The 22,175-nt window shown below is 69.2% G+C and carries 26 protein-coding genes; 17 read left to right on the top strand and 9 right to left on the bottom strand.

Going from position 1 to position 22,175, the window contains the following annotated elements; all coding sequences use genetic code 11:
- Window positions 1-351: 351 nt before the first annotated feature.
- On the bottom strand, window positions 352-1,503 hold the full coding sequence (gene glgA, locus ACZ7CD_RS13015) for a glycogen synthase (protein ID WP_470378941.1): 1,152 nt from the start codon (window positions 1,501-1,503) through the stop codon (window positions 352-354).
- Between the two features lie 88 nt (window positions 1,504-1,591).
- On the opposite strand from glgA, the gene glgC reads away from it, so the two are divergent.
- Complete coding sequence (gene glgC / locus ACZ7CD_RS13010) at window positions 1,592-2,806, top strand: glucose-1-phosphate adenylyltransferase (RefSeq protein ID WP_360386208.1); 1,215 nt, start codon at window positions 1,592-1,594, stop codon at window positions 2,804-2,806.
- Window positions 2,807-2,988: 182 nt separating this feature from the next.
- Here the strand turns inward: glgC and ACZ7CD_RS13005 are convergent, their stop codons facing one another.
- The gene (locus ACZ7CD_RS13005) at window positions 2,989-3,621 is read right to left on the bottom strand and encodes an O-methyltransferase (RefSeq protein WP_360386211.1); all 633 of its coding nucleotides are present in this window, start codon (window positions 3,619-3,621) and stop codon (window positions 2,989-2,991) included.
- A 198-nt stretch (window positions 3,622-3,819) separates the two neighbouring features.
- Here ACZ7CD_RS13005 and sigE point away from each other — a divergent pair, with 198 nt between their 5' ends.
- The 4 genes from sigE to tatB all read left to right on the top strand — a co-directional run bounded on the left by sigE (window position 3,820) and on the right by tatB (window position 6,948).
- The gene (gene sigE, locus ACZ7CD_RS13000; RefSeq protein WP_045312713.1) at window positions 3,820-4,422 is read left to right on the top strand and encodes an RNA polymerase sigma factor SigE; all 603 of its coding nucleotides are present in this window, start codon (window positions 3,820-3,822) and stop codon (window positions 4,420-4,422) included.
- On the top strand, window positions 4,419-4,961 hold the full coding sequence (locus ACZ7CD_RS12995; protein ID WP_360386214.1) for an anti-sigma factor: 543 nt from the start codon (window positions 4,419-4,421) through the stop codon (window positions 4,959-4,961). The genes sigE and ACZ7CD_RS12995 overlap by 4 nt, the downstream gene beginning before the upstream one ends.
- 65 nt (window positions 4,962-5,026) lie before the next feature.
- Window positions 5,027-6,553, top strand: coding sequence for a S1C family serine protease (locus ACZ7CD_RS12990; protein ID WP_360386217.1), 1,527 nt, complete (start codon window positions 5,027-5,029; stop codon window positions 6,551-6,553).
- A gap of 17 nt (window positions 6,554-6,570) precedes the next feature.
- A complete protein-coding gene (gene tatB / locus ACZ7CD_RS12985) occupies window positions 6,571-6,948 on the top strand; it encodes a Sec-independent protein translocase protein TatB (protein ID WP_360386219.1) in 378 nt (125 codons plus the stop codon).
- Window positions 6,949-7,014: 66 nt separating this feature from the next.
- Here tatB and ACZ7CD_RS12980 read toward each other — a convergent pair whose 3' ends face one another.
- Window positions 7,015-8,160, bottom strand: coding sequence for an Mrp/NBP35 family ATP-binding protein (locus ACZ7CD_RS12980; protein ID WP_360386221.1), 1,146 nt, complete (start codon window positions 8,158-8,160; stop codon window positions 7,015-7,017).
- Between the two features lie 103 nt (window positions 8,161-8,263).
- Between ACZ7CD_RS12980 and ACZ7CD_RS12975 the strand changes: the two genes are divergently transcribed.
- Complete coding sequence (locus ACZ7CD_RS12975) at window positions 8,264-8,731, top strand: MarR family winged helix-turn-helix transcriptional regulator (protein WP_360386224.1); 468 nt, start codon at window positions 8,264-8,266, stop codon at window positions 8,729-8,731.
- Complete coding sequence (locus tag ACZ7CD_RS12970) at window positions 8,728-9,126, top strand: NUDIX hydrolase (RefSeq protein ID WP_470378940.1); 399 nt, start codon at window positions 8,728-8,730, stop codon at window positions 9,124-9,126. The genes ACZ7CD_RS12975 and ACZ7CD_RS12970 overlap by 4 nt, the downstream gene beginning before the upstream one ends.
- A 24-nt stretch (window positions 9,127-9,150) precedes the next feature.
- Here the strand turns inward: ACZ7CD_RS12970 and ACZ7CD_RS12965 are convergent, their stop codons facing one another.
- The 4 genes from ACZ7CD_RS12965 to ACZ7CD_RS12950 are packed head-to-tail and all read right to left on the bottom strand — an operon-like array spanning window position 9,151 to window position 12,066.
- The gene (locus tag ACZ7CD_RS12965) at window positions 9,151-9,636 is read right to left on the bottom strand and encodes a DUF1003 domain-containing protein (RefSeq protein ID WP_360386229.1); all 486 of its coding nucleotides are present in this window, start codon (window positions 9,634-9,636) and stop codon (window positions 9,151-9,153) included.
- Window positions 9,629-10,882 (bottom strand): magnesium transporter MgtE N-terminal domain-containing protein, encoded by a 1,254-nt coding sequence (locus ACZ7CD_RS12960; protein WP_360386232.1) that lies wholly within the window; start codon window positions 10,880-10,882, stop codon window positions 9,629-9,631. The genes ACZ7CD_RS12965 and ACZ7CD_RS12960 overlap by 8 nt, the downstream gene beginning before the upstream one ends.
- Window positions 10,883-10,897: 15 nt before the next feature.
- Window positions 10,898-11,731: an aminoglycoside phosphotransferase family protein gene (locus tag ACZ7CD_RS12955; RefSeq protein ID WP_470378939.1), complete on the bottom strand. Its 834-nt coding sequence runs from the start codon at window positions 11,729-11,731 to the stop codon at window positions 10,898-10,900.
- Window positions 11,728-12,066: a hypothetical protein gene (locus ACZ7CD_RS12950; protein ID WP_360386237.1), complete on the bottom strand. Its 339-nt coding sequence runs from the start codon at window positions 12,064-12,066 to the stop codon at window positions 11,728-11,730. The genes ACZ7CD_RS12955 and ACZ7CD_RS12950 overlap by 4 nt, the downstream gene beginning before the upstream one ends.
- A 110-nt stretch (window positions 12,067-12,176) precedes the next feature.
- On the opposite strand from ACZ7CD_RS12950, the gene ACZ7CD_RS12945 reads away from it, so the two are divergent.
- Together ACZ7CD_RS12945 and ACZ7CD_RS12940 are read left to right on the top strand one after the other, a co-directional pair.
- The gene (locus ACZ7CD_RS12945) at window positions 12,177-13,136 is read left to right on the top strand and encodes an HpcH/HpaI aldolase/citrate lyase family protein (protein WP_360386239.1); all 960 of its coding nucleotides are present in this window, start codon (window positions 12,177-12,179) and stop codon (window positions 13,134-13,136) included.
- A gap of 147 nt (window positions 13,137-13,283) precedes the next feature.
- On the top strand, window positions 13,284-13,460 hold the full coding sequence (locus ACZ7CD_RS12940; RefSeq protein WP_360386241.1) for a hypothetical protein: 177 nt from the start codon (window positions 13,284-13,286) through the stop codon (window positions 13,458-13,460).
- Between the two features lie 8 nt (window positions 13,461-13,468).
- On the opposite strand, the gene ACZ7CD_RS12935 is transcribed toward ACZ7CD_RS12940, so the two are convergent.
- On the bottom strand, window positions 13,469-13,852 hold the full coding sequence (locus tag ACZ7CD_RS12935) for a DUF4190 domain-containing protein (RefSeq protein ID WP_458429294.1): 384 nt from the start codon (window positions 13,850-13,852) through the stop codon (window positions 13,469-13,471).
- A 201-nt stretch (window positions 13,853-14,053) separates the two neighbouring features.
- Between ACZ7CD_RS12935 and ACZ7CD_RS12930 the strand changes: the two genes are divergently transcribed.
- Window positions 14,054-15,250: an acyl-CoA dehydrogenase family protein gene (locus tag ACZ7CD_RS12930; RefSeq protein ID WP_360386246.1), complete on the top strand. Its 1,197-nt coding sequence runs from the start codon at window positions 14,054-14,056 to the stop codon at window positions 15,248-15,250.
- A 19-nt stretch (window positions 15,251-15,269) separates the two neighbouring features.
- Here the strand turns inward: ACZ7CD_RS12930 and ACZ7CD_RS12925 are convergent, their stop codons facing one another.
- Window positions 15,270-15,512 carry a hypothetical protein gene (locus ACZ7CD_RS12925; RefSeq protein WP_360386248.1) on the bottom strand — a complete coding sequence of 81 codons (243 nt, stop codon included), beginning with the start codon at window positions 15,510-15,512 and terminating at the stop codon, window positions 15,270-15,272.
- A 26-nt stretch (window positions 15,513-15,538) separates the two neighbouring features.
- Between ACZ7CD_RS12925 and ACZ7CD_RS12920 the strand changes: the two genes are divergently transcribed.
- The 7 genes from ACZ7CD_RS12920 (at window position 15,539) to ACZ7CD_RS12890 (ending at window position 22,002) form a co-directional block, all read left to right on the top strand.
- The gene (locus ACZ7CD_RS12920; protein ID WP_360386250.1) at window positions 15,539-16,168 is read left to right on the top strand and encodes a hypothetical protein; all 630 of its coding nucleotides are present in this window, start codon (window positions 15,539-15,541) and stop codon (window positions 16,166-16,168) included.
- 212 nt (window positions 16,169-16,380) lie between these two features.
- Window positions 16,381-16,884: a hypothetical protein gene (locus tag ACZ7CD_RS12915; protein ID WP_470378938.1), complete on the top strand. Its 504-nt coding sequence runs from the start codon at window positions 16,381-16,383 to the stop codon at window positions 16,882-16,884.
- A 182-nt stretch (window positions 16,885-17,066) separates the two neighbouring features.
- Window positions 17,067-17,585, top strand: coding sequence for a YflT domain-containing protein (locus ACZ7CD_RS12910; protein ID WP_360386258.1), 519 nt, complete (start codon window positions 17,067-17,069; stop codon window positions 17,583-17,585).
- Window positions 17,586-17,760: 175 nt separating this feature from the next.
- Window positions 17,761-19,014, top strand: a complete 1,254-nt coding sequence (locus ACZ7CD_RS12905) for an ABC transporter substrate-binding protein (protein ID WP_470378937.1) — start codon at window positions 17,761-17,763, stop codon at window positions 19,012-19,014.
- Window positions 19,011-19,964 carry a carbohydrate ABC transporter permease gene (locus tag ACZ7CD_RS12900; RefSeq protein WP_360386262.1) on the top strand — a complete coding sequence of 318 codons (954 nt, stop codon included), beginning with the start codon at window positions 19,011-19,013 and terminating at the stop codon, window positions 19,962-19,964. The genes ACZ7CD_RS12905 and ACZ7CD_RS12900 overlap by 4 nt, the downstream gene beginning before the upstream one ends.
- Window positions 19,964-20,809 carry a carbohydrate ABC transporter permease gene (locus tag ACZ7CD_RS12895; RefSeq protein WP_360386265.1) on the top strand — a complete coding sequence of 282 codons (846 nt, stop codon included), beginning with the start codon at window positions 19,964-19,966 and terminating at the stop codon, window positions 20,807-20,809. Before ACZ7CD_RS12900 ends, ACZ7CD_RS12895 begins: the two co-directional genes overlap by 1 nt.
- A gap of 8 nt (window positions 20,810-20,817) precedes the next feature.
- Window positions 20,818-22,002 (top strand): ABC transporter ATP-binding protein, encoded by a 1,185-nt coding sequence (locus ACZ7CD_RS12890; protein ID WP_360386268.1) that lies wholly within the window; start codon window positions 20,818-20,820, stop codon window positions 22,000-22,002.
- The last annotated feature ends 173 nt before the right edge of the window (window positions 22,003-22,175 follow it).

The raw sequence follows: 22,175 nt of genomic DNA, 5'->3' as shown, positions 1-22,175 counted from the left end.
GCACCACAGCCGCCGGTCCACCTCGGAGTCGACGCCGGTCTTGGCGAACCAGCAGCTGACCGCCGCGGCACCCGCCCGTGCCACGTAGCCGTACTCCAGCGTGAACGAGATCTGCGCCTCGGCCTCCGACTGCAGGTCGGAGGCGCCGGCGAGCTTCTTGCCGTCGACCGTGAGCGTGGGAGCGGGCGGGGCCGCCTTCGGTGCTGACGCACATCCGGCCGCCGCCAGGACGACCGCCAGACCCAGCACCGCACAACGCACAGTCCTCGCGCCCCTCACCAGTTGGAACCAAAAGTCACTACTGGTTAAAGGCGGCGTTCACACTTCAGGGTTGCCCCGGACGTGTGTGGCTCAAATCACACTGCGGTAGACCTCGACCGTCTGCTCCGCCATCGCGGCCCAGGAGAATTCCTGCTCAGCCCGCTTGCGGCCAGCCGCGCCGAACCGCTTGGCCCGCTCCGGGTCGGCGATGAGCGAGTTGATCGCCTCACTCAACTGCAGCCGGTAGGTCGACGGGTCGTGCTCGTCGTAGTGAACCAGGAGCCCGGTCTCACCGTCCGCGACGACCTCGGGGATGCCGCCGACGTCGGAGGCCACGACCGCCGTGCCGCACGCCATCGCCTCCAGGTTCACGATGCCGAGCGGCTCGTAGACCGACGGGCACACGAACACCGTCGCGTGGCTGAGGATCTGCCGGACCTCCGCGGGCTGCAGCATCTTCTGGATCCAGAACACGCCCTCGCGTGCCGCCGCGAGCTCGCTCACCGCGAGCCGGGTCTCCTCGGCGATCTCCGGGGTGTCCGGCGCGCCCGCGCACAGCACGATCTGCGCCTCCGGCGAGATCTGGTGCGCAGCGGCGACGAGGTGCCCGACGCCCTTCTGCCGGGTGATCCTCCCCACGAAAGCGACGATCGGCTTCGTGGGATCGATCCCACGGGACGTCAGGGCGTCCGTCTCGGAGACCGGGTGGTAGGCGACGGAGTCGATCCCGTTGCGGACGACGTGGACCTTCGCGGGGTCCAGCGCCGGGTAGGCGTCCAGGACGTCCGCGCGCATACCCTCGCTCACCGCGATGACCGCGTCGGCGTGCTCGTAGGCGGTGCGTTCCGCCCACGACGAGATCCGGTACCCGCCGCCGAGCTGTTCGGCCTTCCACGGCCGGCGCGGCTCCAGCGAATGCGCGGTCACCACGTGCGGCACCCCGTGCAGCAGCTTCGCGAGGTGGCCGCCCATGTTGGCGTACCAGGTGTGCGAGTGCACGAGGTTCGCCGTGGACACCGCCGCCGCCATTTCGAGGTCGACGGCAAGTGTGGTCAACGCCGCGTTTGCGTGCTCCAAAGAATGGGGAGGGTTGTGCGCCGTGGCGTCTCCCCTGGGCGCCCCGAAACAATGCACGTCGACATCGACCAGCTCTCTGAGGTGCGGCACGAGGAATCCCACGTGCACACCAGCGCCGCCGTAGACCTCCGGCGGGTACTCCCGCGTCATGAGCGCAACTCGCACGCACCCACCGTAGATCACAGCGCGACACGGTGGGACGAACTGCTTTGCGTCTGGTTCGCGGACGATCGCCCGGATAGGGTCACGTGTTGTGAAGGGGCAGCCGCACGTCCTCGGAATTGTGCTTGCCGGTGGTGAAGGCAAGCGCCTGTGGCCACTGACGGCAGACCGCGCGAAACCGGCCGTGCCCTTCGGGGGCAACTACCGGCTGGTCGACTTCGTGCTGTCGAACCTGGTCAACGCCGGGCTCGCGAAGCTCTGCGTGCTGACGCAGTACAAATCGCACTCACTGGACCGCCACATCTCGACGACGTGGCGCCTGTCCAATGTGCTCGGTCAGTACGTGACGCCGGTCCCGGCCCAGCAACGCCTGGGCCCGCGCTGGTACACCGGCTCGGCCGACGCGATCTTCCAGTCGCTGAACCTCGTCCACGACGAGAAGCCGGACCACGTCGTGATCTTCGGCGCGGACCACGTGTACCGGATGGACCCCGGCCAGATGATCTCGCAGCACGTCGAGTCGGGTGCCGCGGTGACCGTCGCCGGCATCCGCGTGCCGCGGACCGAGGCCAAGGCGTTCGGCTGCATCGACTCCGACGCCTCCGGCAAGATCACCCGCTTCCTGGAGAAGCCGTCGGAGCCGCCGCACGTGCCGGACGACCCGGACGTGACGTTCGCGTCGATGGGCAACTACGTCTTCACGACCGAGGCGCTGCTCGACGCGCTGCGCGGGGACGCGTTGAACCCGGACTCCGACCACGACATGGGCGGCGACATCATCCCGATGCTCGTCGACCGCGGCAAAGCGCACGTCTACGACTTCCAGGACAACGAGGTGCCGGGCGCAACGGACCGCGACCGCGGCTACTGGCGCGACGTGGGAACGATCGACGCCTACTACGACGCCCACATGGACCTGGTCTCCGTCCACCCGATCTTCAACCTCTACAACCAGCTGTGGCCCATCCGCACGGCGACGCCGCCGCTGCCGCCGGCCAAGTTCATCGCGGGAGGGTCCGCTGAGGACTCGATGGTCGGCCCCGGCGCGATCATCTCCGGCAAGATCCACGGCTCGGTGATCTCGTCGGACGTGGTGGTCGAGGTCGGCTCGGTCGTGCAGGGCTCGGTGCTGCTGCCGGGCGTGCGGATCGGCAAGGGCGCGGTGGTCCGGCGGGCGATCCTGGACAAGAACGTCGTGGTGCCCGACGGTGCGCTGATCGGCGTGGACGCCCCGATGGACCGTGAGCGCTACACCGTCTCAGCAGGCGGCGTCACAGTCCTAGGCAAGGGCGTCCGCGCTTACTAGCCCCACACCCTTCTTCTCTTACACACCCCTTGCATGCGCCGATAACCCGCGCACGCGCGGATCGCACGAAAGGTCCCCGCGTGCGACAGGAGCGCACGAAAGGGCCCCGCGTCCCCTTCCAAAAAGGCATGCGGGAGTCCCGCGTTCCCCTGGAGGGCACGTGGGGGCCCCGCGTGACCGTCCTAGGGGCGGCGGGCGGCGACCAGGAGGCCGTCGCCCAGCGGCAGGATGACTGGAACGAGGCGCGGGTCCTCCCGGCACGAGCGCGCGATCTCGCGCATGGCCAGGGTCGACTCGTCCTTGACCTTCGGGTCGACGACCTTGCCGTGCCAGAGGACGTTGTCGAACGCGATGACGCCGCCGGGCCGCAGCATCCGCACCCCGTGTTCGAGGTACTGCGGGTACTCGGGCTTGTACGCGTCGACGAAGACGAGGTCGTAGGCCGCGTCGGTGAGACGGGGGAGGACCTCCAGGGCCTTGCCCATGATCAGGCGGGTCCGCGACGGTGAGATGCCGGCGGCGGCGTACGCCTCGCGGGCGGCGCGCTGGTGTTCGGGGGCGACGTCGATGGACGTCAGCACGCCGGACCTCGGCATCCCCGACAGCAGGTAGAGGCCGCTGGTGCCGGCGCCGGTGCCGATCTCGACGACGGCCTTCGCCTGCAGGGCGGCCGCGAGGAACCTGAGAGCGGCTCCGCCACCCGCGCCGATGGGCACGCAGCCCAGTTCCTCACCGCGTGCGCGCGCGGCGAGGTGCACGTCGTCCTCGGGGAGGTACTGCTCGACGTACTCCCGCAGGGCCGATTCCGGTGTCACAAGGACGAAGGCTAGTGCCACTTGTGCCCAAAACGGGTGAACGCCGCCCGAACCGAGATTCTCAGGGTGCTCTCAGCCAGCTCTCACGATCGTTTAAACCGCGCGGGAGAAGGTACAGGGGCAAGAAGCCAGGCTCTGGTCGGGAACAAGCCGGACCCGCCGTCCGTTGAGCCGCACAAGGGTCGCCGGGCGGCCCACATGGAGGTGCCGAAACACCTGATGCGCACGCAGTCGAGTTCGCCGGAGGCCGTCGCGCCCATCGAGACGGCCGACTGGACGCCGCCCTCGTGGGACAGCATTGTCCGCGAGCACGCGGACAGGGTCTACCGGCTCGCGTACCGCCTGACCGGCAACCAGCACGACGCCGAGGACCTCACGCAGGAGACGTTCATCCGCGTCTTCCGCTCCCTGGCGTCGTACAAGCCGGGCACCTTCGAGGGGTGGCTGCACCGCATCACCACCAACCTCTTCCTGGACATGGCACGCCGGCGCAGCCGCGTGCGCATGGAGGCGCTGCCCGAGGACAACGACCGCCTCGAGGGTGACGACCTGTCCCCCGAGGAGATCTACGACGAGAACCACCTCGACCCGGACCTGCAGGCCGCGCTCGACGAGCTCCCCCCGGAGTTCAGGGCCGCCGTCGTGCTCTGTGACGTGGAAGGACTCTCCTACGAGGAGATCGGCGCCACTCTCGGGGTGAAGATGGGTACCGTGAGGAGCAGGATCCACCGGGGCCGCCAGGCCCTGAAGGTCGCTTTGGAACGCCGTCGTCGGGAATCGTTGCTGGAGGACTCTGCATGACCGACCTCCGTGGTTGGAGCCTGCCTGAGCAGCACCTGTTGCCGGATGCCGTGGTCGCGTTCGTGGACGGAGAGCTGTCCTCGGTCGCACACGAGCGAGCCTCTGCGCACATCCAGCGCTGCGGCTTCTGCGCGTTCGAGACCTACACGCAGCAGCAGGCGCGCGCAGCCGTGCGCACCGCGTCGGCGCCCACGGCGTCGGCCTCGCTGCTCGACCGGCTCGGCGCCATCCCGCAGGAGGTCGAGCTGCCGTCCGCACCGGACGGGCTCGCGATCACCGAGGACGGCCAGTTCGTCGCCGTTCAGCGCACCGACAAGCCCGCGTTCGGCTCCGGTCCCGTGCTGGGGTCGTCCAAGCCGCTGGGCAGCCAGGGCTGGTTCACCGGCCGCAGGGCCCGCCAGGGAGCGGGCGTCGTCGTGAGCGGCATGCTGCTCGGCGCGCTCGCGTTCGCCACCCCGGACGGCGAGCCGAAGCTGCCCGCGCAGCCGGCGCCCTTGATCCACCAAGACCTGACCGGCGCGCTCGTCGGCACCCGCTGACAGCTATTTCACCGCTCGTCAGGCAGGCTGTGGTTCAGCACTCCTAGCGGAAAACTCGGGGAGAGATGAGCCAGCAGTCGCCCAACGGCCAGACGCCCACACCTGTGTCCGGAGTGGACGACGGAGCACACCGCAGGCTGCGCCCGCGACCGCTCGTGCAGCCGCCGGTCGACCCCACCCACGCCACCGCCTTCGGCCGCCCCGCCGGTGTCGACGGCGCGTTCGCCGCGCGCACCGTGCAGGTTCCCCAGGTGCAGTCCGCGCCACCGCCACCCGAGTCGCTGGCCACCGCGTTCGGCCGCCAGGGCTCCGGTGAGCTGTTGCAGCGCCCGCCCGGCCACCAGCCGCACAGCACGCCCGACCCCGACGTCGACCCGGTCTTCTGGGACGGCAAGCCCGCCGCCGACCCGTGGCGCGACCCCGCCGCCGGTGCCGTCATCGGCCCGCCCGCCGTGGGCGAGGACCCGCCGGGAGAGCCGGAGAAGGCCCAGGAGCCCGGTCCCCAGCTGAGCGTCCCCGAGCTGCTGTTCGGCCGCCGCGTGAAGCCCACCGCCCTCGCCCTGCTGATGGTCGCCGCCCTGTTGGTCGGTTCCGTCGGCGGCCTCGTCGGCTGGCTGATCGGGCGCGCCGGCAACCCGCTGACCGACTCGACGGTCACCCTCGCCGAGGTCTCGGAGGGCAAGGAACGCCCGGCCGGCTCGGTGTCCGACATCGCCAAGCGCGTGACCCCGAGCGTCGTCTCCATCGAGTTCAAGGGTGCGAACGTCGCGGGCGTCGGTTCCGGCGTCGTCATCGAGAGCGGCGGCTACATCCTCACCAACGACCACGTCGTCGCCCCCGCCGCCGCGGACTCCTCGGCGAAGCTGAGCGCCGTGTTCACCGACGGCACCCGCGCCGCGGCCCGCGTCGTGGGCCGCGACCCGAAGACCGACCTCGCCGTCATCAAGGTCGAGGTGACGAACCCGACGGTGCTGCAGTTCGGCAACTCCGACGAGCTCCAGGTCGGTGACTCCGTGATCGCCGTCGGTTCGCCGCTGCAGTTGTCGAACACCGTCACCGAGGGCATCGTCTCCGCGCTGCACCGCCCCGTGACCGCCGCGGGCGAGAACGGCGGCCCCCAGGTCACCTACGACGCCATCCAGACCGACGCGGCCATCAACCCCGGCAACTCCGGTGGCGCACTGGTCGACTCGCGCGGTGCCCTCGTCGGCATCAACTCGTCGATCCGCACCGAGACCGGCGGTTCGGTCGGCCTCGGCTTCGCCATCTCCGGCAACCAGGCCCGCAAGATCGGCCAGGAGCTCATCCGCAGCGGCTCGGTCAAGCACGCCGACATGAACGTCAACGTCAAGTCGGTCTCCGCCGAGACCTCCGAGGGCGCCCAGGTGCAGAACGTCCCCGCCGGTGGGGCCGCGGCCACCGCCGGCATCCAGGAGGGCGACGTCATCACGAAGGTCGGCGACCGGATGGTCCGCAACGCCGCCGAACTGGTCGTAGCGGTCAGGGAACACGAAATCGGCGAAACCGTGCAGGTCGTGCTGGCGCGGCAGGGCCGTGAGCTGAAAATCGACGTCACGCTCAAGTCCGACTGACAAGTAGGCTGGGACCCGTGTTCGACAGCATCGGATGGGTCGAGATCCTCATCATCGTCGTCGCGGGTCTCTTCATCCTGGGCCCCGAACGCCTGCCGTCCGCGGCGGCCTGGCTGGGCAAGACGGTCCGCCAGGTCCGTGAGTACGCGACCGGCGCACGCGAGCAGCTCAAGCAGGAGATGGGCCCGGAGTTCGAACAGCTCCGCAAACCCCTGGAGGACCTGCGGGAGCTGCGCAACTTCGATCCGAAGCGCGCGGTGACGAAGCACCTCTTCGACGACCCGGAGCCGACGACGAAGGCGAACGGCTACCCGACGCCGCCCACTCCTCCCACCCCTGAGCAGCGCCCTCTGGCCCCCGGCGAACGCCCGCCGTTCGACCCGGACGCCACCTGACCCGAGAACGAACGAGGGGCCCCGCGTCACCGGTCCGGTGACGCGGGGCCCCTCGTCCTCGTTCTGCTACCGCCCGGCGGGCGAGACGTTCAGCAGGCGGCCGGCCAGGCCGCGGGAGCGGACCGAAAGCTTCGTCGCCACCTCGGTGAGGACCTGCGCGGCCGCCGAGTCCGGCACGGCCTGCACGATCGGGGTGCCCGCGTCACCGTTCTCCCGCAGCCGCGGGTCCAACGGGATCTGGCCGAGCAACGGCACGTCGGAGCCCACCGCACGGGTCAGCGACTCGGCGACGGCCGCACCGCCGCCCGCGCCGAAGACCTCCATGCGGGAGCCGTCGGGCATCTCCAGCCACGACATGTTCTCGATCACGCCCGCGACCCGCTGCCGGGTCTGCAACGCGATGGAACCGGCGCGTTCGGCCACCTCGGCGGCGGCGGTCTGCGGGGTCGTGACGACCAGGATCTCGGCGTTCGGCACGAGCTGGGCCACGGAGATGGCCACGTCACCGGTGCCCGGCGGGAGGTCGAGGAGCAGGACGTCGAGGTCGCCCCAGAACACGTCGGCCAGGAACTGCTGCAGCGCGCGGTGCAGCATCGGGCCGCGCCACACCACCGGGGTGTTGCCGGGGGTGAACATGCCGATCGAGATGACCTTCACGCCGTGCGCCTGCGGCGGCATGATCATCTTCTCGACCTGGGTGGGACGGCCGTCCGCGCCGAGCATGCGGGGGATCGAGTGGCCGTAGATGTCGGCGTCGACGATGCCGACGGACAGGCCGCGCGCGGCCATGGCGACGGCCAGGTTCACGGTGACCGAGGACTTGCCGACACCGCCCTTGCCGGACGCGACGCAGTACACGCGGGTCAGCGAGCCGGGCTGGGCGAACGGGATGACCGGTTCCTCGGTGCCGCCGCGCAGGGTCTTGCGCAGCTCGGTGCGCTGGGCGTCGCTCATCACGTCGAGGTCGACGCGCACCGACGAGACGCCTTCCAGCGCGGACACGGCCGCGGTGACGTCGGCGGTGATCTTGTCGCGCATCGGGCAGCCGGCGACCGTCAGGTAGACCCCGACCACGACCGAGCCGTCCGCGGCCACCTCGACGTCCTTGACCATGCCGATCTCGGTGATCGGACGGCGGATTTCGGGGTCCTGCACACCGGAGAGCGCCTTGCGGACGTCCTCCGCGGTGGGGAGGGGCTGCGTGGTGGTCACCGATCCATGCTACGTCCGGTTCACGCCCGTCCTACCGGCCGGTCACTTTCCAGCGCAGGCCCAGGTCGTAGCGGGAGGAGCGCTGTCCGTAACATCGACGTCCGTGCCGGAATCGGGTAGTTCCCGATTGCCCACCCGCGTCGAGCTCGGGGTGTGGCGATCGTTCCTCCGCGCGCATGCACGGATCACGCGGGTCCTCGAGACCGAACTGATTGCTGAGCAGCGCCTTTCTCTCGCGGCGTACGACGTGCTGGTTCAACTGGCCGAGTCGCCCTCCACGCGCATGCGCATGACCGAGCTCGCCGACGCCGTCCTGCTGTCCCGCTCCGGCGTGACCCGGCTCGTGGACCGGCTGGAACGCGCGGGGCTCGTCGGGCGGGAACGCGCCGACGGTGACGGACGCGGCATCGTGGCCGTGCTCACACCGCTCGGTGCCGAACGCCTCCGCAGCGCCTCCACCACCCACCTGGCGGGCGTCGCCGAGCACTTCGGCGAGAGCTTCGGACCCGGTGAGCTGGAGGCCTTCGGACGCACCTGCGACCGGCTGGCCGCGGACGACGTCTTCCCGTGATCACCGTCGTGGGACTCGTGCACGTCGAGGCCGGCCGCCTCCTCGTTGTGCGCTCACGCAACAAGAAGGCCTTCTACCTCCCCGGCGGCAAGATCGAACCCGGCGAGACCCCGGCCGAGGCGCTGCGCAGGGAGGTCCGCGAGGAGCTCGGCATCGACCTCGACCGCCCCGAGGTCCTTCAGCGCTACGTCGCCCCCGCGTACGGCGAGGGAGAGGGCGCGATCGTCGACATGACCTGCTTCACGGCGGAGCTGCTCGGCACACCGCAGCCGACGAGCGAGATCGCCGAGCTCACCTACGTCACCCGCGACGAGTACCGCGCGCACGCCGAGACGGCACCCGCGATCCACGACGTGCTGGCCGACCTGGTCGAGGCCGGGCACGTCAGGCCGTGAGCAGCGGCTGGTCCCGGTCGGTCGTCACGGCCTGACCTTCTTGCGGTTGTCCTGCTCCTTCACCAGCTTCTCCAGCTCACCGCGGATGAAGTCGCGCGTCGCCACCTCGCCGAGGGCCAGTCGCACCGCGGCCAGTTCGCGCGCCAGGTACTCGGTGTCCGCCTTCGTCTGCGCCGCCCGCTTGCGGTCCTCCTCCAGCGACACCCGGTCCCGGTCGTCCTGCCGGTTCTGCGCGAGCAGGATCAGCGGTGCGGCGTAGGCGGCCTGGGTCGAGAACGCCAGGTTCAGCAGGATGAACGGGTACGGGTCCCACCGCAACGACACCGCGACGAGGTTCACCGTGATCCAGACGACGACGATCAGCGTCTGCCAGAACAGGAACTTGCCGGTGCCGAGGAAGCGCGCGAGCCGCTCGGAGAGCTGTCCGAACGTGTCGGGGTCGATCGAGAACCGGAAACCCCTCGGTTCGCGCGGCTGGTCGAGCCTGCGGCGGGGCAGTACTTCAGGCATGGCTCAGTCCCGTCTCGCGCCAGTTGTCCGGCAGCAGGTGGTCCAGCACGTCGTCGACGGTGACCGCGCCGAGCAGGTGCTCGGTGTCGTCGATCACCGGTGCGCACACCAGGTTGTAGGTGGCGAAGTAACGGGTCACGTCGCTCAGCGAGGCGTTCGGCGACAACCGGGCCAGGTCGGTGTCGAGCACGCCGGCGACGAGGTCGAACGGTGGTTCGCGCAGCAGCCGCTGGATGTGCACGCAGCCGAGGTAGCGGCCCGTCGGCGTCGCGGAGGGGGAGCGGCAGACGAAGACCATCGACGCCAGCGCCGGCGTGAGGTCGGGGTTGCGCACCCGTGCCAGCGCCTCCGCGATCGTCGCGTCCGGCGTCAGGATGATCGGTTCCGGCGTCATCAGACCGCCCGCGGTGTCGAACGAGTACTCCAGCAGGCGGCGGACCGGTTCGGACTCCTCGGGTTCCATGAGGTCGAGCAGCCGGTCCTTCGTCACCTCGGACAGCTCGGCGAGCAGGTCGGCCGCGTCGTCCGGGTTCATCGCCTCCAGGACGTCCGCGGCGCGTTCCTCGTCCAGGTGCGACAGGACGTCCTTCTGGTCCTCTTCGGACAGTTCTTCGATGACGTCCGCGAGCCGTTCGTCGTCGAGGGCGTCCGCGACCTCGTGGCGGCGCTTGGGCGGCAGCTCGTGGAGGGCGTGGGCCACGTCGGCCGCGCGCATGCCCTCGAACACCGCGACGAGCTGCTGCGCACCCTGCGGCTGGCCGGCGAGCTGGTTCACGCTCAGACCGCTGACGTCCTCCCACCGCCACACCTGCACCGGTCCGCGCCGGCCGAGGCGTCCGGAGCGCCGGCGGACCGCGACCTTGACCATCCGCCAGTCACGGGTGCGGGTCAGCTCCATCGCGGCGTCGGTGACGGTCGCGGACGAACCGTCCTCCAGCTCCACCGTGGCGTCCAGCACCTCGCCGATCACCAGGACCTCGTTGACCCGCTGGTGGAACGGCCGCAGGTTCACCGACCCGGTCGCGAGCGTCACCGCGTTCGGCTCGACCGTGGTGACCCGCAGCATCGGCACGAAGATCCGCCGGCGGGTGGCGAGCTCGACGACCATGCCGAGCACCCGCGGTGGCTGCCGGTCGATGCGGAGGCTGATCACGACGTCCCTGGCCTTGCCGATGGGTTCGCCATCGGGGCCGAAGACGGGGAGTCCGGCCAACTGCGCGATGTAGACCCTGTTCACAGCCACCACGACAGCGAGCCTAGATCAGGACCTGACCGCCCACTCGGCGATCTCGGCGCAGATGGCCGCTTGGTCCGGCAGGTCCTCCTCCAGGCACCAGATCCAGTTCGCCACCGCGCGCTGCAACGTCCAGTCGCGGGCCTTCGCCACGTCCAGCTCGCCCGCGTCGCACAGCGCGAGGAACCGGCCGGTCAGCCCCCTGCGCCCGTCCAGCTCGCCGAACCTGTTCCACAGCAACGGGATCATGCAGTACTCGGGGTCACCGGACAGCGGCTTCGGGTCGATCACGAGCCACGGTTCCCGGTCGCCGCGCAGCACGTTCCGGTAGTGCAGGTCCTCGTTGACGAGCGTCGTGCCCATCGGCCGGGTGCCCGCTTCCCCGGCCGCGTCGAGCAGCCTGCGGGGAACGGCCGGGTGCTCCTTCAGCGTGTCCGTGAACCGGCGGAAGCCCGCGGGCGCTTCGAGGTGCCGGTGGCGGCGCAGCAGGTCGCCGATCACGCCGACGGCGAGGTCGGTCGGTTCGTCGTCGAGCGAGTGCTGGTCGAGGCGTTCCAGCAGCAACGCGCCGAGTTCCGCGTCGTGGCCGAGCAACCGGACCGCGCCGTTGCCGTCGTAGAGCCGCAACGCGATCGGCTCGTGCTCGGTCTCGCGGTCGACCCACGTCAGCTTCAGCACGGCCGGGTGCCCGTCCGGCCGGCGCACCGGGAGCACTACGGCGCAGAACCCGTTCATCAGCGCGCCGTCCGGGGTGAGCCGCCAGCGCGCGCACGCCTTCGTGGCCAGTGAAGGCAGCTTCGCGACCCACTCCGGCGCGCCCTCGCCGAGCTCGAGCCCGAAGCCCTCCGGCACGGTGATCACGCGCCGAACTCCAGCCGGTACACCGCGTCCCACTCGGGTTTCGTGTTGAGCCGCGCGGTCTTCAGCGCCTGGGCCGTCTCGTCGTCCGGTTCCACGAGCCGGGCTGTGGCCTGCGCGTCGACGAGGTGCGAGTGCGTGCTGGGGGAGCGGACGGTGACGGTGACCTCGGCGCCGTCGGCCAGTCCGGGCACCTGCTGTTCCGTGCCGCCGGTGATCACCCACAACGCGTCGTCGCGCCAGTGGGCGTGCACCAGCTTCGGTTCGCGGCCGGGTGAGGTGATCCACACGGCGGCCGCTTTCCGCAGCGCCGCGTCGAGGATGCGCGTGATCTCCACCGGTTCAGACTGCCAGGGGCTGTGAGACGGGACTCAGCGGACATGCGCCCCGCAGCGATGCGTGCCACTGTGGCCCACATAGTTACCGGCCGGTACGAGGAGGTACTCCAGTGGTCGACCAGCAGCGTCCCCGTCGCTCGTGTCTGGCGGTCCCCGGCTCGAGCCAGAAGATGATCGACAAGGCCCGCACGCTGCCGGCGGACCAGGTGTTCCTGGACCTGGAGGACGCCTGCGCGCCCCTGGCCAAGCCGGACGCCCGCAAGACCATCGTCGCGTCCCTCAACGAGGGCGGCTGGGACGGCAAGGCCCGCGTCGTGCGCGTCAACGACTGGACGACGGAGTGGACCTACCGCGACGTCACCGAGGTCGTCGAGGGCGCGGGCGCGAACCTCGACTGCATCATGCTGCCGAAGGTCCAGACGCCGGAGCAGGTCGTGGCACTCGACCTCCTGCTCACCCAGATCGAGAAGACCATGGGCCACGAGGTCGGCAAGATCGGCATCGAGGCGCAGATCGAGAACGCCCTGGGTCTCAACAACGTCAACGCGATCGCCACCGCGTCCCCGCGCGTCGAGACGATCATCTTCGGCCCCGCGGACTTCATGGCGTCGATCAACATGAAGTCGCTGGTCGTCGGCGAGCAGCCGCCCGGCTACGACGTGGGCGACGCCTACCACTACATCCTGATGCGGATCCTGATGGCCGCGCGCGCCCACGACAAGCAGGCCATCGACGGCCCGTACCTGCAGATCCGCGACGTCGAGGGCTACAAGCGCGTCGCCGGCCGGTCCGCGGCACTGGGCTTCGACGGCAAGTGGGTGCTGCACCCCGGCCAGATCGAGGCGGCCAACGAGGTCTTCAGCCCCAAGCAGGACGACTACGACCACGCCGAGAACATCCTCGACGCCTACGAGTACTACACGTCCGAGGCGGGCGGGAAGCGCGGCGCCGTGATGCTCGGCGACGAGATGATCGACGAGGCGTCGCGGAAGATGGCGCTCGTGATCTCCGGCAAGGGACGCGCCGCGGGCATGTCGCGTGCGAACGTGTGGACGCCCCCGGAGGACTGAGTTCCGTCACGGGTTGTGCGCCATTTCACCCCTGATGTCACTGGACGTGGCCGACCGTCACGGGTTGCGTTCAAAACGGGTGAGGTGACGCACAATCCGTGACCGGGGTTTGCGATCTCGCCCCGGTGCGGGTGCATGCTCTGGGGCATGTCACGTTCGAGTAACGGCAAGGCGGGCAGGCGCCTGCGGCTCTTCAAGCGCCGCGAGGACGACCTGCTCGAGCGCAGCTTCCGCAGCTGCCCTGGATGCGATGCCGACGTCCACGTGTTCGCCGACGTGTGCCGCCACTGCGGTGGTGCGCTGGAGATCGCCCTCGCGGGCTGAGCTCACCGCTAGTACGTGCTGCCCTGCTTGGCCGCCGCGATGATCGCGATGATGACGATCGCGAAGTACAGCAGGTAACCGGCGATGACCAGGTACCCGACGATGAGGCCCGCGAGCGCCAGGCCACGGCCGTCCTCCTCGCCCCGCTTGATCCGCCCCATCGCGATGTGGCCGAAGATGACGCCGATGATGGACGTCACGCCGCAGGTCGCGATGCCCACGCAGGACAGCACGAGCGCGAGGATCGCGTTCGTCTGCGGCTTCGGCACGGGCGGCGGGTAGCCGTAGCCGTACATCGGCTGCGCGCCGTACGGGCCGGGTTGCTGGCCGTAGGGCTGGCCGGGCTGCTGGCCGTACGGGTCCTGCTTCGGGTTGTACGGGTCGTAGGTCATCGCTGGTCCCCCTAGGTGTGGTGAGGCGGGATCTTAAGTCCGCACTGTTCATTCGCCGCGCATGGGTGCGCGATCACACCTGTTGGGGAAGCTGTTTCGGTACAGCCGCCATGGCTGTGTTGCGGAGAGCACACCACGGTCGCGAACGAGCGTTAACCGGTCCATACTCGCCGGTAACTCTTGCTTCGGAAGGGAAGTGCGATGGCGCGCCTCGCCCAGACCGCGGGTCTCACGGACATCCAGGAAGAAATCCTCGCGACCGTTCGCACGTTCGTGGACAAGGAGATCATCCCGCACGCGCAGGCGCTGGAGCACGGCGACACCTACCCCGCCGACATCGTCGAGGGCATGAAGGAGATGGGCCTGTTCGGCCTGACGATCCCGGAGGAGTTCGGCGGGCTCGGCGAGTCGCTGCTGACCTACGCGCTCGTCGTCGAGCAGATCGCGCGCGGCTGGATGAGCGTCTCCGGTGTCATCAACACCCACTTCATCGTGGCGCACATGCTCAAGCAGCACGGCACGCAGGAGCAGAAGGAGAAGTACCTGCCGCGAATGGCCGCGGGCGAGGTGCGCGGCTCGTTCTCGATGTCGGAGCCCGAGCTGGGCTCGGACGTGGCCGCGATCCGCACGAAGGCCGTCAAGGGCGCGGACGGCTACACGATCAACGGCCAGAAGATGTGGCTGACCAACGGCGGCACGTCGAACCTGACCGCCGTGCTCGTGAAGACCGACGAGGGCGCGGACAAGCCGCACCAGAACCTCACGACGTTCCTGGTGGAGAAGCCGGAGGGCTACGGGGAGGTCCTGCCCGGCCTCACGATCCCCGGCAAGATCGACAAGATGGGCTACAAGGGCGTCGACACCACCGAGATGGTGTTCGACGGCTTCGAGATCTCCGCCGACCAGGTCCTCGGCGGCGCCACCGGCCAGGGCTTCCGGCACATGATGGACGGCGTCGAGGTGGGCCGCGTGAACGTGGCCGCCCGCGCGTGCGGCATCGCGCTCCGCGCCTTCGAGCTCGCGATCGAGTACTCGCAGCAGCGCAGGACGTTCGGCAAGGCCATCGCCGAGCACCAGGCCATCGCGTTCAAGCTCGCCGAGATGGCCACCAAGGTCGAGGCGGCGCACCTGATGATGGTCAACGCGGCGCGCCTGAAGGACTCCGGTCAGCGCAACGACGTCGAGGCCGGCATGGCCAAGCTCATCGCCTCGGAGTACTGCGCGGAGGTGACGCAGGAGGCGTTCCGCATCCACGGCGGCTACGGCTACTCCAAGGAGTACGAGATCGAGCGCCTGATGCGCGAGGCGCCGTTCCTGCTGATCGGCGAGGGCACCTCGGAGATCCAGAAGACGATCATCTCCCGGGGTCTGCTGCGGGAGTACCAGAGCCGGGGTTAGCCCGTTGGGGGTCGCTCTTTCACGGGAGTGGCCCCTGACGCTCCCCGTCCGGCCCGCACCGGGACTGCGCCAGGTCGCCGCGCTCGTTGGCGTGCAACGGGTTCTCGCCACCGCACCCCGTCGTGCCGTCGAACACCTCGGCGGTGGCCGGATCCTGTTGCAGCTCACCGAACACCTCGACGAGGTGCCGCCGGAGCTGACGACGTTCCTCCGCCCGTGCCGCACTGAAACCCGGTTGCCCGCAGGTCCACACTCGAACCACACGTTCGACGATGCTCTGGTGACCTCATGACGCACCCCCTGGCCGGCCCGACCCGCCGCCTCGCCCTGCCCGCCTCCGCCCAGCGCGCTCATCTGGAGTCGATCGGCACCGCTCCGTCCACCGACGAGCTCGCCCTGGAGTTCGACGACGTCCGCCGGCACCCGGTCCCGCCGGCCGCCGGCCCGTTCGTCGACCGCATCGACACCCTGCTGGAGACGATGAGCGGTCCCGGCCCGGTGTGGCACGTCACCTCACTGGCCACTGCCGCGCAGTGGGCCGAGCTCCGCCTGCTCGCCGCCGAGCTCCTGCGCCACCTCCCGGCCCACCCGCGCCCACTGGCCCCGTCCGAACGCGAACTGCTGGCTCTCCTGCTCACCGACTTCCCCGGCCTGCACGCCCAGCTCGACCACGTCCAGGTGCGCGCACCGTGGTACGACGGATCGGCCAGCCTCGACCTCGACACCTCCGGCCCCGCTGCTGACGTGCCCGACGGCGTGCTGCCGGTCAGCGCCGAGGTGCACTCGAACGGCGAGCACATCGGCGAACTGCTGCTGTGGGTCGCCAACGGCCGGTTGTCCGCCATCGAGTACGCCTGGGTCACCGACGAACCCCCGCACACCCTGCCTCCCGCGGCCGCGGTGACCACCCGGCGCTGACCGCTCGCTGCTCGGCTTCGACCGGCCGCGCACGCTGGCGATCACCCACGTCGTCGACGGCGACCTCGGCAAGGCCGCCGCGGTGATCGAGGAGGAGCGGGAGCGGGTGGGGGCGGGCAAGGACGCCTACGCGCGCGCCCACCGTGCGTTCGTGCACCGGTTCGGGCTGGTCTTCGCCTAAGTTCGAGGGCGGCAAGTGGCCCACGGATCGTGTGGGCAGTCGTCGGATCATCACCGGAGAAGCTTCTATGTTTGTCGGACGGCTCGATGAGTTGCTGGGCAGTGCGATCGCCAAGGTCAGACGCGTCAACTACGTGCGTCCCGGCGGCCACCGCGAGGCCGAGGAGGGACCGATCGAGCTCACCCTGGAGAACGGTGCGGTCCTCCTCTTCGAGTCGGGCTCCGATGGTGAGTCGCTCCGCCTGTCCACCGGTGAATGGGCTGACCCGTTCGCTGGTCCGCTGTCCCCCGAGAACCAGGACTTCGTGGCCCGCTCGGGGAAGTGGACCGCCTTCGACGTGTCGTCCGAGGGGGACTACCGAGAACTCGTAGGACGTCGGGTCGAGGACATCTCGCTGGTGGTCGAGAACGGTAAGACGACCGGTGTGGAGCTCTCGGTCGGATCGGTGCTCGTGCGGGCGGTGGTCGTCGCTGACGAGCTCACGGTCGTCCTCGGCGAGGTAGCAGGGCGTCCTTCGAATCAGGAGGAGTCGTGAAGGTGGTCGTCGACGGAAAGTCGATCACGGGGGAGCACAGGTTCGTCGTCTGGTTCGAGTAGCGCGCTGTGGGCGTCGTGGTCAGTGGAGCAATCCGGCAAAACACCCGTAGGCGTCTCAGCACGGCGCACCGGGCACTGGCAGGATGGGACGATCAGCGCGTCCGACAGAGGTGGTCCCCTGTGACGAGTCCGTTCGCCAACCCGAACCGACCCGGTGTCCCGCCACGCCTGCCCACGCCGCCGACGGGGTGGCCGGTCGGGTCGTACGCCACCTACGAGGAGGCGCAGCGGGCGGTCGACTTCCTGGCGCTCGAGGACTTCCCGGTGCAGGACGTGACGATCGTCGGCGTGGACCTGATGCTGGTCGAGCGGGTCACCGGGAAGCTCACCTGGGGGCGCGTCCTCATGACCGGTGCCGCCAGCGGTGCGTGGTTCGGTCTGTTCGTCGGCCTGCTGCTGACCCTCTTCAGCCCGGAACCGGGGGTGACGGTCGGGCCGGTGCTCACGGGTCTGATCACCGGTGTGTTCTTCGGGCTCGTGTTCGCCGCGGTCGGCTACGGGTCGGCGCGGGGCAAGCGGGACTTCCAGTCGGCGAGCCAGCTGGTGGCAGGGCGGTACGACGTGCTGTGCCACCCGAAATCGGCGGAGAAGGGCCGTGACCTGCTGGCCAGGCTGGCCATGCGCCCTTCAAACCCCTAGCTGTTGAGACATGAAGAACAGCTATTGGTTCTGAATCGTTGCCTCTCTTGGTTGCGGCTCCTGATCACCAGGCCTAGGTTCGGTGCACCGGTCCGCCGGGTGCGGCCGGTGGCACGACGAGGTGCCGGGCATTGCGGTCTGGCTCCTCCGTGCAGTCGGGAAGGAGGCAGGGCCGATGGGTGCGAACCGACGCCATCGACTCGCCGCCGGTGTGGGGGTCGCGTTGCTCGCGGCATCAACCGTCACGGCGTGCGGGTCGAGCGACGACGGCATCACCGTCAACGTCTACAAATACCCCCAGGAGAACTTCCAGGCGATCGTCGACAACTGCAATGCCAAGGCCGCGGGGCGCTACAAGATCGTCTACAACAAGCTGCCGCGGGAAGCGGACGGTCAGCGCGAGCAGATGGTGCGCAGACTCGCCGCCGAGGACGACAGCATGGACGTCCTCGGTCTTGACGTCACGTGGACGGCCGAGCTCGCGGAGGCGGGCTGGCTCAAGGAGTTCACCGGGTCCGTCAAGTCGCAGGTGGAGAGCGGCACGCTGAGGACGCCGCTGGAGACCGCCACCTACGAGGGCAAGCTCTACGCGGCCCCGGACAACACGAACGTCCAGCTCCTCTGGTACCGCTCGGACCTCGTGCCGAAGGCGCCGACGACGTGGGACGAGATGATCACGATGGCCGAGGACCTGGTCGCACGGGGCAAACCCGGCCGGATCGTGGGGCAGGGCAAGCAGTACGAGGGGCTCGTCGTGCTGTACAACACCTTGGTCAACTCCAACGGTGGCAAGATCATCGACGAGAGCGGCACCAAGGCCGTGGTCGACGACAAGGCCGTGGAAGCGTTGGCGGCGCTGAAGAAGCTCGCCACGTCCAAGGCGATCGACCCGTCGTTCTCCAACGCCGCGGAGGACAACGCGCGCCTGGCCATGGAGAACGGCAACGCCGCGTTCCAGCTCAACTGGCCGTACGTCTACGCGGCGGCGCAGAAGAAGCCGGACTTCGCGAAGAACTTCAAGTGGGCGCCGTACCCCGCGTTCGGCGGTGACAAGTCGAAGGTCACCGTCGGTGGCATCAACTTCGCCGTCAGCGCGTACACCAGGCACCCGGACGAGTCGTTCGAGGCGGTGCTGTGCCTGCGCAGCGCGGAGAACCAGAAGCTCGCCGCGCTCAAGGACGGTGTGCCGCCGACCATCGAGGCCGTCTACGACGAGCCCGAGATGGCCGAGGCGTACCCGATGCGCGACACCATCAAGGAGACGCTGAAGAACGCGAGTGTGCGGCCGCGCACGCCCGCCTACCAGAACGCGTCGACCGTGATCGCCACGGTCCTGTCGCCGCCGGCGAGCATCGACCCCAAGGCGACCGGTGACCGGCTGCGCCAGGAACTCCAGGACGCACTCGACTCCAAGGGGGTGCTGCCGTGAGCCACGCGACTGCGGAGAAGACCGGGGCAGCGACAGCGGAGCCCGTCGCTCCCAAGAAGAAGGTGGCGCTCAGCGAGGGCAAGAAGGCCGAGCGCAGGCTCGGCTGGCTGCTCTGCGCGCCGGCCGCGCTCACCATGGTCGCGGTGACCGGCTGGCCGATCCTCTACTCGCTGCTGCTGTCGATGCAGAAGTTCGACCTGAAGTTCCCCGACCGCACCGAGTGGGTGTGGTTCGACAACTACGTCGCCGTGCTCAGCAGCCCGTACTGGTGGAACGCGGTGTGGGTGACGGTCGTGCTGACCGTCGTCACGGTCGCGATCGAGCTGGTGCTGGGCATGTCGCTCGCCCTGATCATGCACCGCGCGCTGGTCGGCCGGGGCATCGTCCGCACGACGACGTTGATCCCGTACGGCATCGTGACGGTCGTGGCCGCGTTCTCCTGGCGCTTCGCCTGGACGCCCGGCACCGGCTACCTCGCGGAGGCCCTCGGCGGTGAGCCGGTGCTGACCGAGAAGATCCCCGCGCTCATGGTCGTGGGCCTCGCGGAGATCTGGAAGACCACGCCGTTCATGGCCCTGCTGCTGATGGCCGGTCTGGCACTGGTGCCGGACGACCTGCTCAAGGCCGCCGCGATGGACGGCGCGAGCGGGTGGCAGCGGTTCATCAAGATCACCGTGCCGATCATGAAGCCGGCGATCCTGGTGGCACTGCTGTTCCGCACGCTCGACGCGTTCCGCATCTTCGACAACCTCTTCGTGCTCACCGCGGGCTCGCAGGGCACGTCGTCGGTGTCGATGCTGACCTACAACAACCTGATCAAGGGCTTGAACCTCGGCATCGGATCGACCATGTCCGTGCTGATCTTCATCATGGTCGCGATCATCGCGTTCGTGTTCATCAAGCTCTTCGGCACCGCTGCCCCCGGCAGTGACGACGGGGGGAAGCGCTGATGGCTGGAATCGGAGGAGCGGAGACCACCGGCAAGAAGGTCGGCTGGGGCCTGCTCAACGCCGTCGTGGTGATCTACGCGCTGTTGCCGGTGCTGTGGATCGTGTCGTTGTCGTTCAAGTCGTCGGCGACGCTGGCGGACGGCAACTTCATCCCGCGCGAGTGGAGTCTGGAGAACTACCGCAACATCTTCTCGACGTCCGAGTTCACGCGGGCGCTGATCAACTCCATCGGCATCGCGCTCATCGCGACCGCGATCGCCGTGGTGTTCGGCACCATGGCCGCCTACGCCATCGCCCGGCTCGACTTCCCCGGGAAGAACCTGCTGGTCGGCGTCTCGCTGCTGATCGCGATGTTCCCGCAGGTCTCGCTCGTGTCGCCGTTGTTCGAGATCGAGCGCTCGCTCGGCCTCTTCGACACGTGGCCCGGCCTGATCCTGCCGTACATCACGTTCGCGCTGCCGCTCGCGATCTACACCCTGTCGGCGTTCTTCCGCGAGATCCCCTGGGAGCTCGAGAAGGCGGCCAAGATGGACGGTGCGACGCCGGGGCAGGCGTTCCGTCGCGTCATCGCGCCGCTGGCCGCGCCGGGTGTGTTCACGACGGCGATCCTGGTGTTCATCTTCTGCTGGAACGACTTCCTCTTCGCGATCTCGCTCACCTCGACCGAGCAGTCGCGGACCGTGCCGGTGGCGCTGTCGTTCTTCACCGGCAGCTCGCAGTTCGAGGACCCGGCCGGGTCGATCGCGGCGGCCGCCGTCGTGATCACCATCCCGATCATCCTCTTCGTGTTGTTCTTCCAGCGCCGGATCGTCGCCGGCCTGACCTCCGGCGCCGTCAAGGGGTGAGTTGACCAATGGCAGAGATCGTTCTGGACAAGGTGACGAAGAGGTACCCCGACGGCGCGCTGGCCGTCCAGGAGGTCAACCTCGAGATCGCCGACGGCGAGTTCATCATCCTGGTCGGACCGTCCGGCTGCGGGAAGTCCACCACGCTCAACATGATCGCGGGCCTGGAGGACATCACCGACGGCGAGCTGCGCATCGGCGGGCAGCGCGTCAACGAGAAGGCGCCCAAGGACCGCGACATCGCGATGGTGTTCCAGTCCTACGCGCTGTACCCGCACATGACGGTGAAGGAGAACATGGCCTTCCCGTTGCGGCTGGCCAAGGTCGACAACGCCACGGTCGAGAAGAAGGTCAAGGAGGCCGCGGAGATCCTCGACCTGTCGCAGCACCTCGACCGCAAGCCGTCCAACCTGTCCGGTGGCCAGCGGCAGCGCGTGGCCATGGGCCGCGCGATCGTGCGCAGCCCCAAGGCGTTCCTCATGGACGAGCCGCTGTCCAACCTGGACGCCAAGCTGCGCGTGCAGATGCGCACCTCGGTGTCGCGCCTGCAGAAGCAGCTCGGCACGACCACGGTGTACGTGACGCACGACCAGACCGAGGCCATGACCCTCGGCGACCGGGTCGTCGTCATGCGCGGCGGGATCGTGCAGCAGATCGGCGCGCCGCAGTTCCTCTACGACAACCCGGCCAACCTCTTCGTCGCGGGCTTCATCGGCTCGCCGTCGATGAACTTCGTGCCGGCGTCGCTGGAGAACGGCGGCCTGCGCTCGGCGCTCGGCGACGTGACGCTGACCGACCGGGTGCGGCAGCTGCTGGAGGGTGCCGACGCGCCCCGCGAGGTGATCATGGGCATCCGCCCGGAGCACTTCGAGGACGCGGCGCTGGTGGACGGCGCGGTGCTGTCCTCCGGCGGCAAGTTCACGTCCAACGTGGACGTGCTGGAGTCGATGGGCTCGGACAAGTACGCCTACTTCAACCTCAAGGGCGAGCAGGTCACCTCGGCCGACCTGCAGGACCTCGCGGCGGACATGGGCGCGGACGACGTGCCGGGTGACGGCATCTCGCTCGTCACGCGGCTGTCGTCGGCGTCGGGTGCCACCGCGGGCTCCCCCGCGGAGATCTGGTTCGACGCCGACAAGATCCAGCTCTTCGACCCGTCCAGCGGCAAGAACCTGACCTACACGGACCGGTGAACTGTCGAATTCAGGGCCGCCTCCCCCAGCGGGAGGCGGCCCTTTTCGATGCTTTCGGGGACCATTTGGGTGTTTTCCTCGCAATTTGTCACTCGAACAGGTGAGGGCAAAAGCCCGGGGTACCACCGGGCCGATCAGTCGGGGTCATCTGCCGGGGTGAACTCGCTGCGCCA

The organism is Lentzea sp. NPDC036949 (assembly GCF_055608075.1).
The sequence above is the reverse complement of the archived record's forward strand: the minus strand, read 5'-3'. Positions and strand labels throughout refer to the sequence as shown.

Bases quoted from the DNA above. Each gene is read 5' to 3' on its own strand.
- ACZ7CD_RS12890 (WP_360386268.1), top strand. From the start codon at position 20,818: ATGGCAGAGATCGTTCTGGACAAGGTGACGAAGAGGTACCCCGACGGC.
- ACZ7CD_RS12935 (WP_458429294.1), bottom strand. From the start codon at position 13,852: ATGACCTACGACCCGTACAACCCGAAGCAGGACCCGTACGGCCAGCAG.
- ACZ7CD_RS12905 (WP_470378937.1), top strand. From the start codon at position 17,761: ATGGGTGCGAACCGACGCCATCGACTCGCCGCCGGTGTGGGGGTCGCG.
- sigE (WP_045312713.1), top strand. From the start codon at position 3,820: ATGGAGGTGCCGAAACACCTGATGCGCACGCAGTCGAGTTCGCCGGAG.
- ACZ7CD_RS12930 (WP_360386246.1), top strand. From the start codon at position 14,054: ATGGCGCGCCTCGCCCAGACCGCGGGTCTCACGGACATCCAGGAAGAA.
- ACZ7CD_RS12995 (WP_360386214.1), top strand. From the start codon at position 4,419: ATGACCGACCTCCGTGGTTGGAGCCTGCCTGAGCAGCACCTGTTGCCG.
- ACZ7CD_RS12990 (WP_360386217.1), top strand. From the start codon at position 5,027: ATGAGCCAGCAGTCGCCCAACGGCCAGACGCCCACACCTGTGTCCGGA.
- ACZ7CD_RS12940 (WP_360386241.1), top strand. From the start codon at position 13,284: ATGTCACGTTCGAGTAACGGCAAGGCGGGCAGGCGCCTGCGGCTCTTC.
- ACZ7CD_RS12920 (WP_360386250.1), top strand. From the start codon at position 15,539: ATGACGCACCCCCTGGCCGGCCCGACCCGCCGCCTCGCCCTGCCCGCC.
- ACZ7CD_RS12965 (WP_360386229.1), bottom strand. From the start codon at position 9,636: ATGCCTGAAGTACTGCCCCGCCGCAGGCTCGACCAGCCGCGCGAACCG.
- ACZ7CD_RS12895 (WP_360386265.1), top strand. From the start codon at position 19,964: ATGGCTGGAATCGGAGGAGCGGAGACCACCGGCAAGAAGGTCGGCTGG.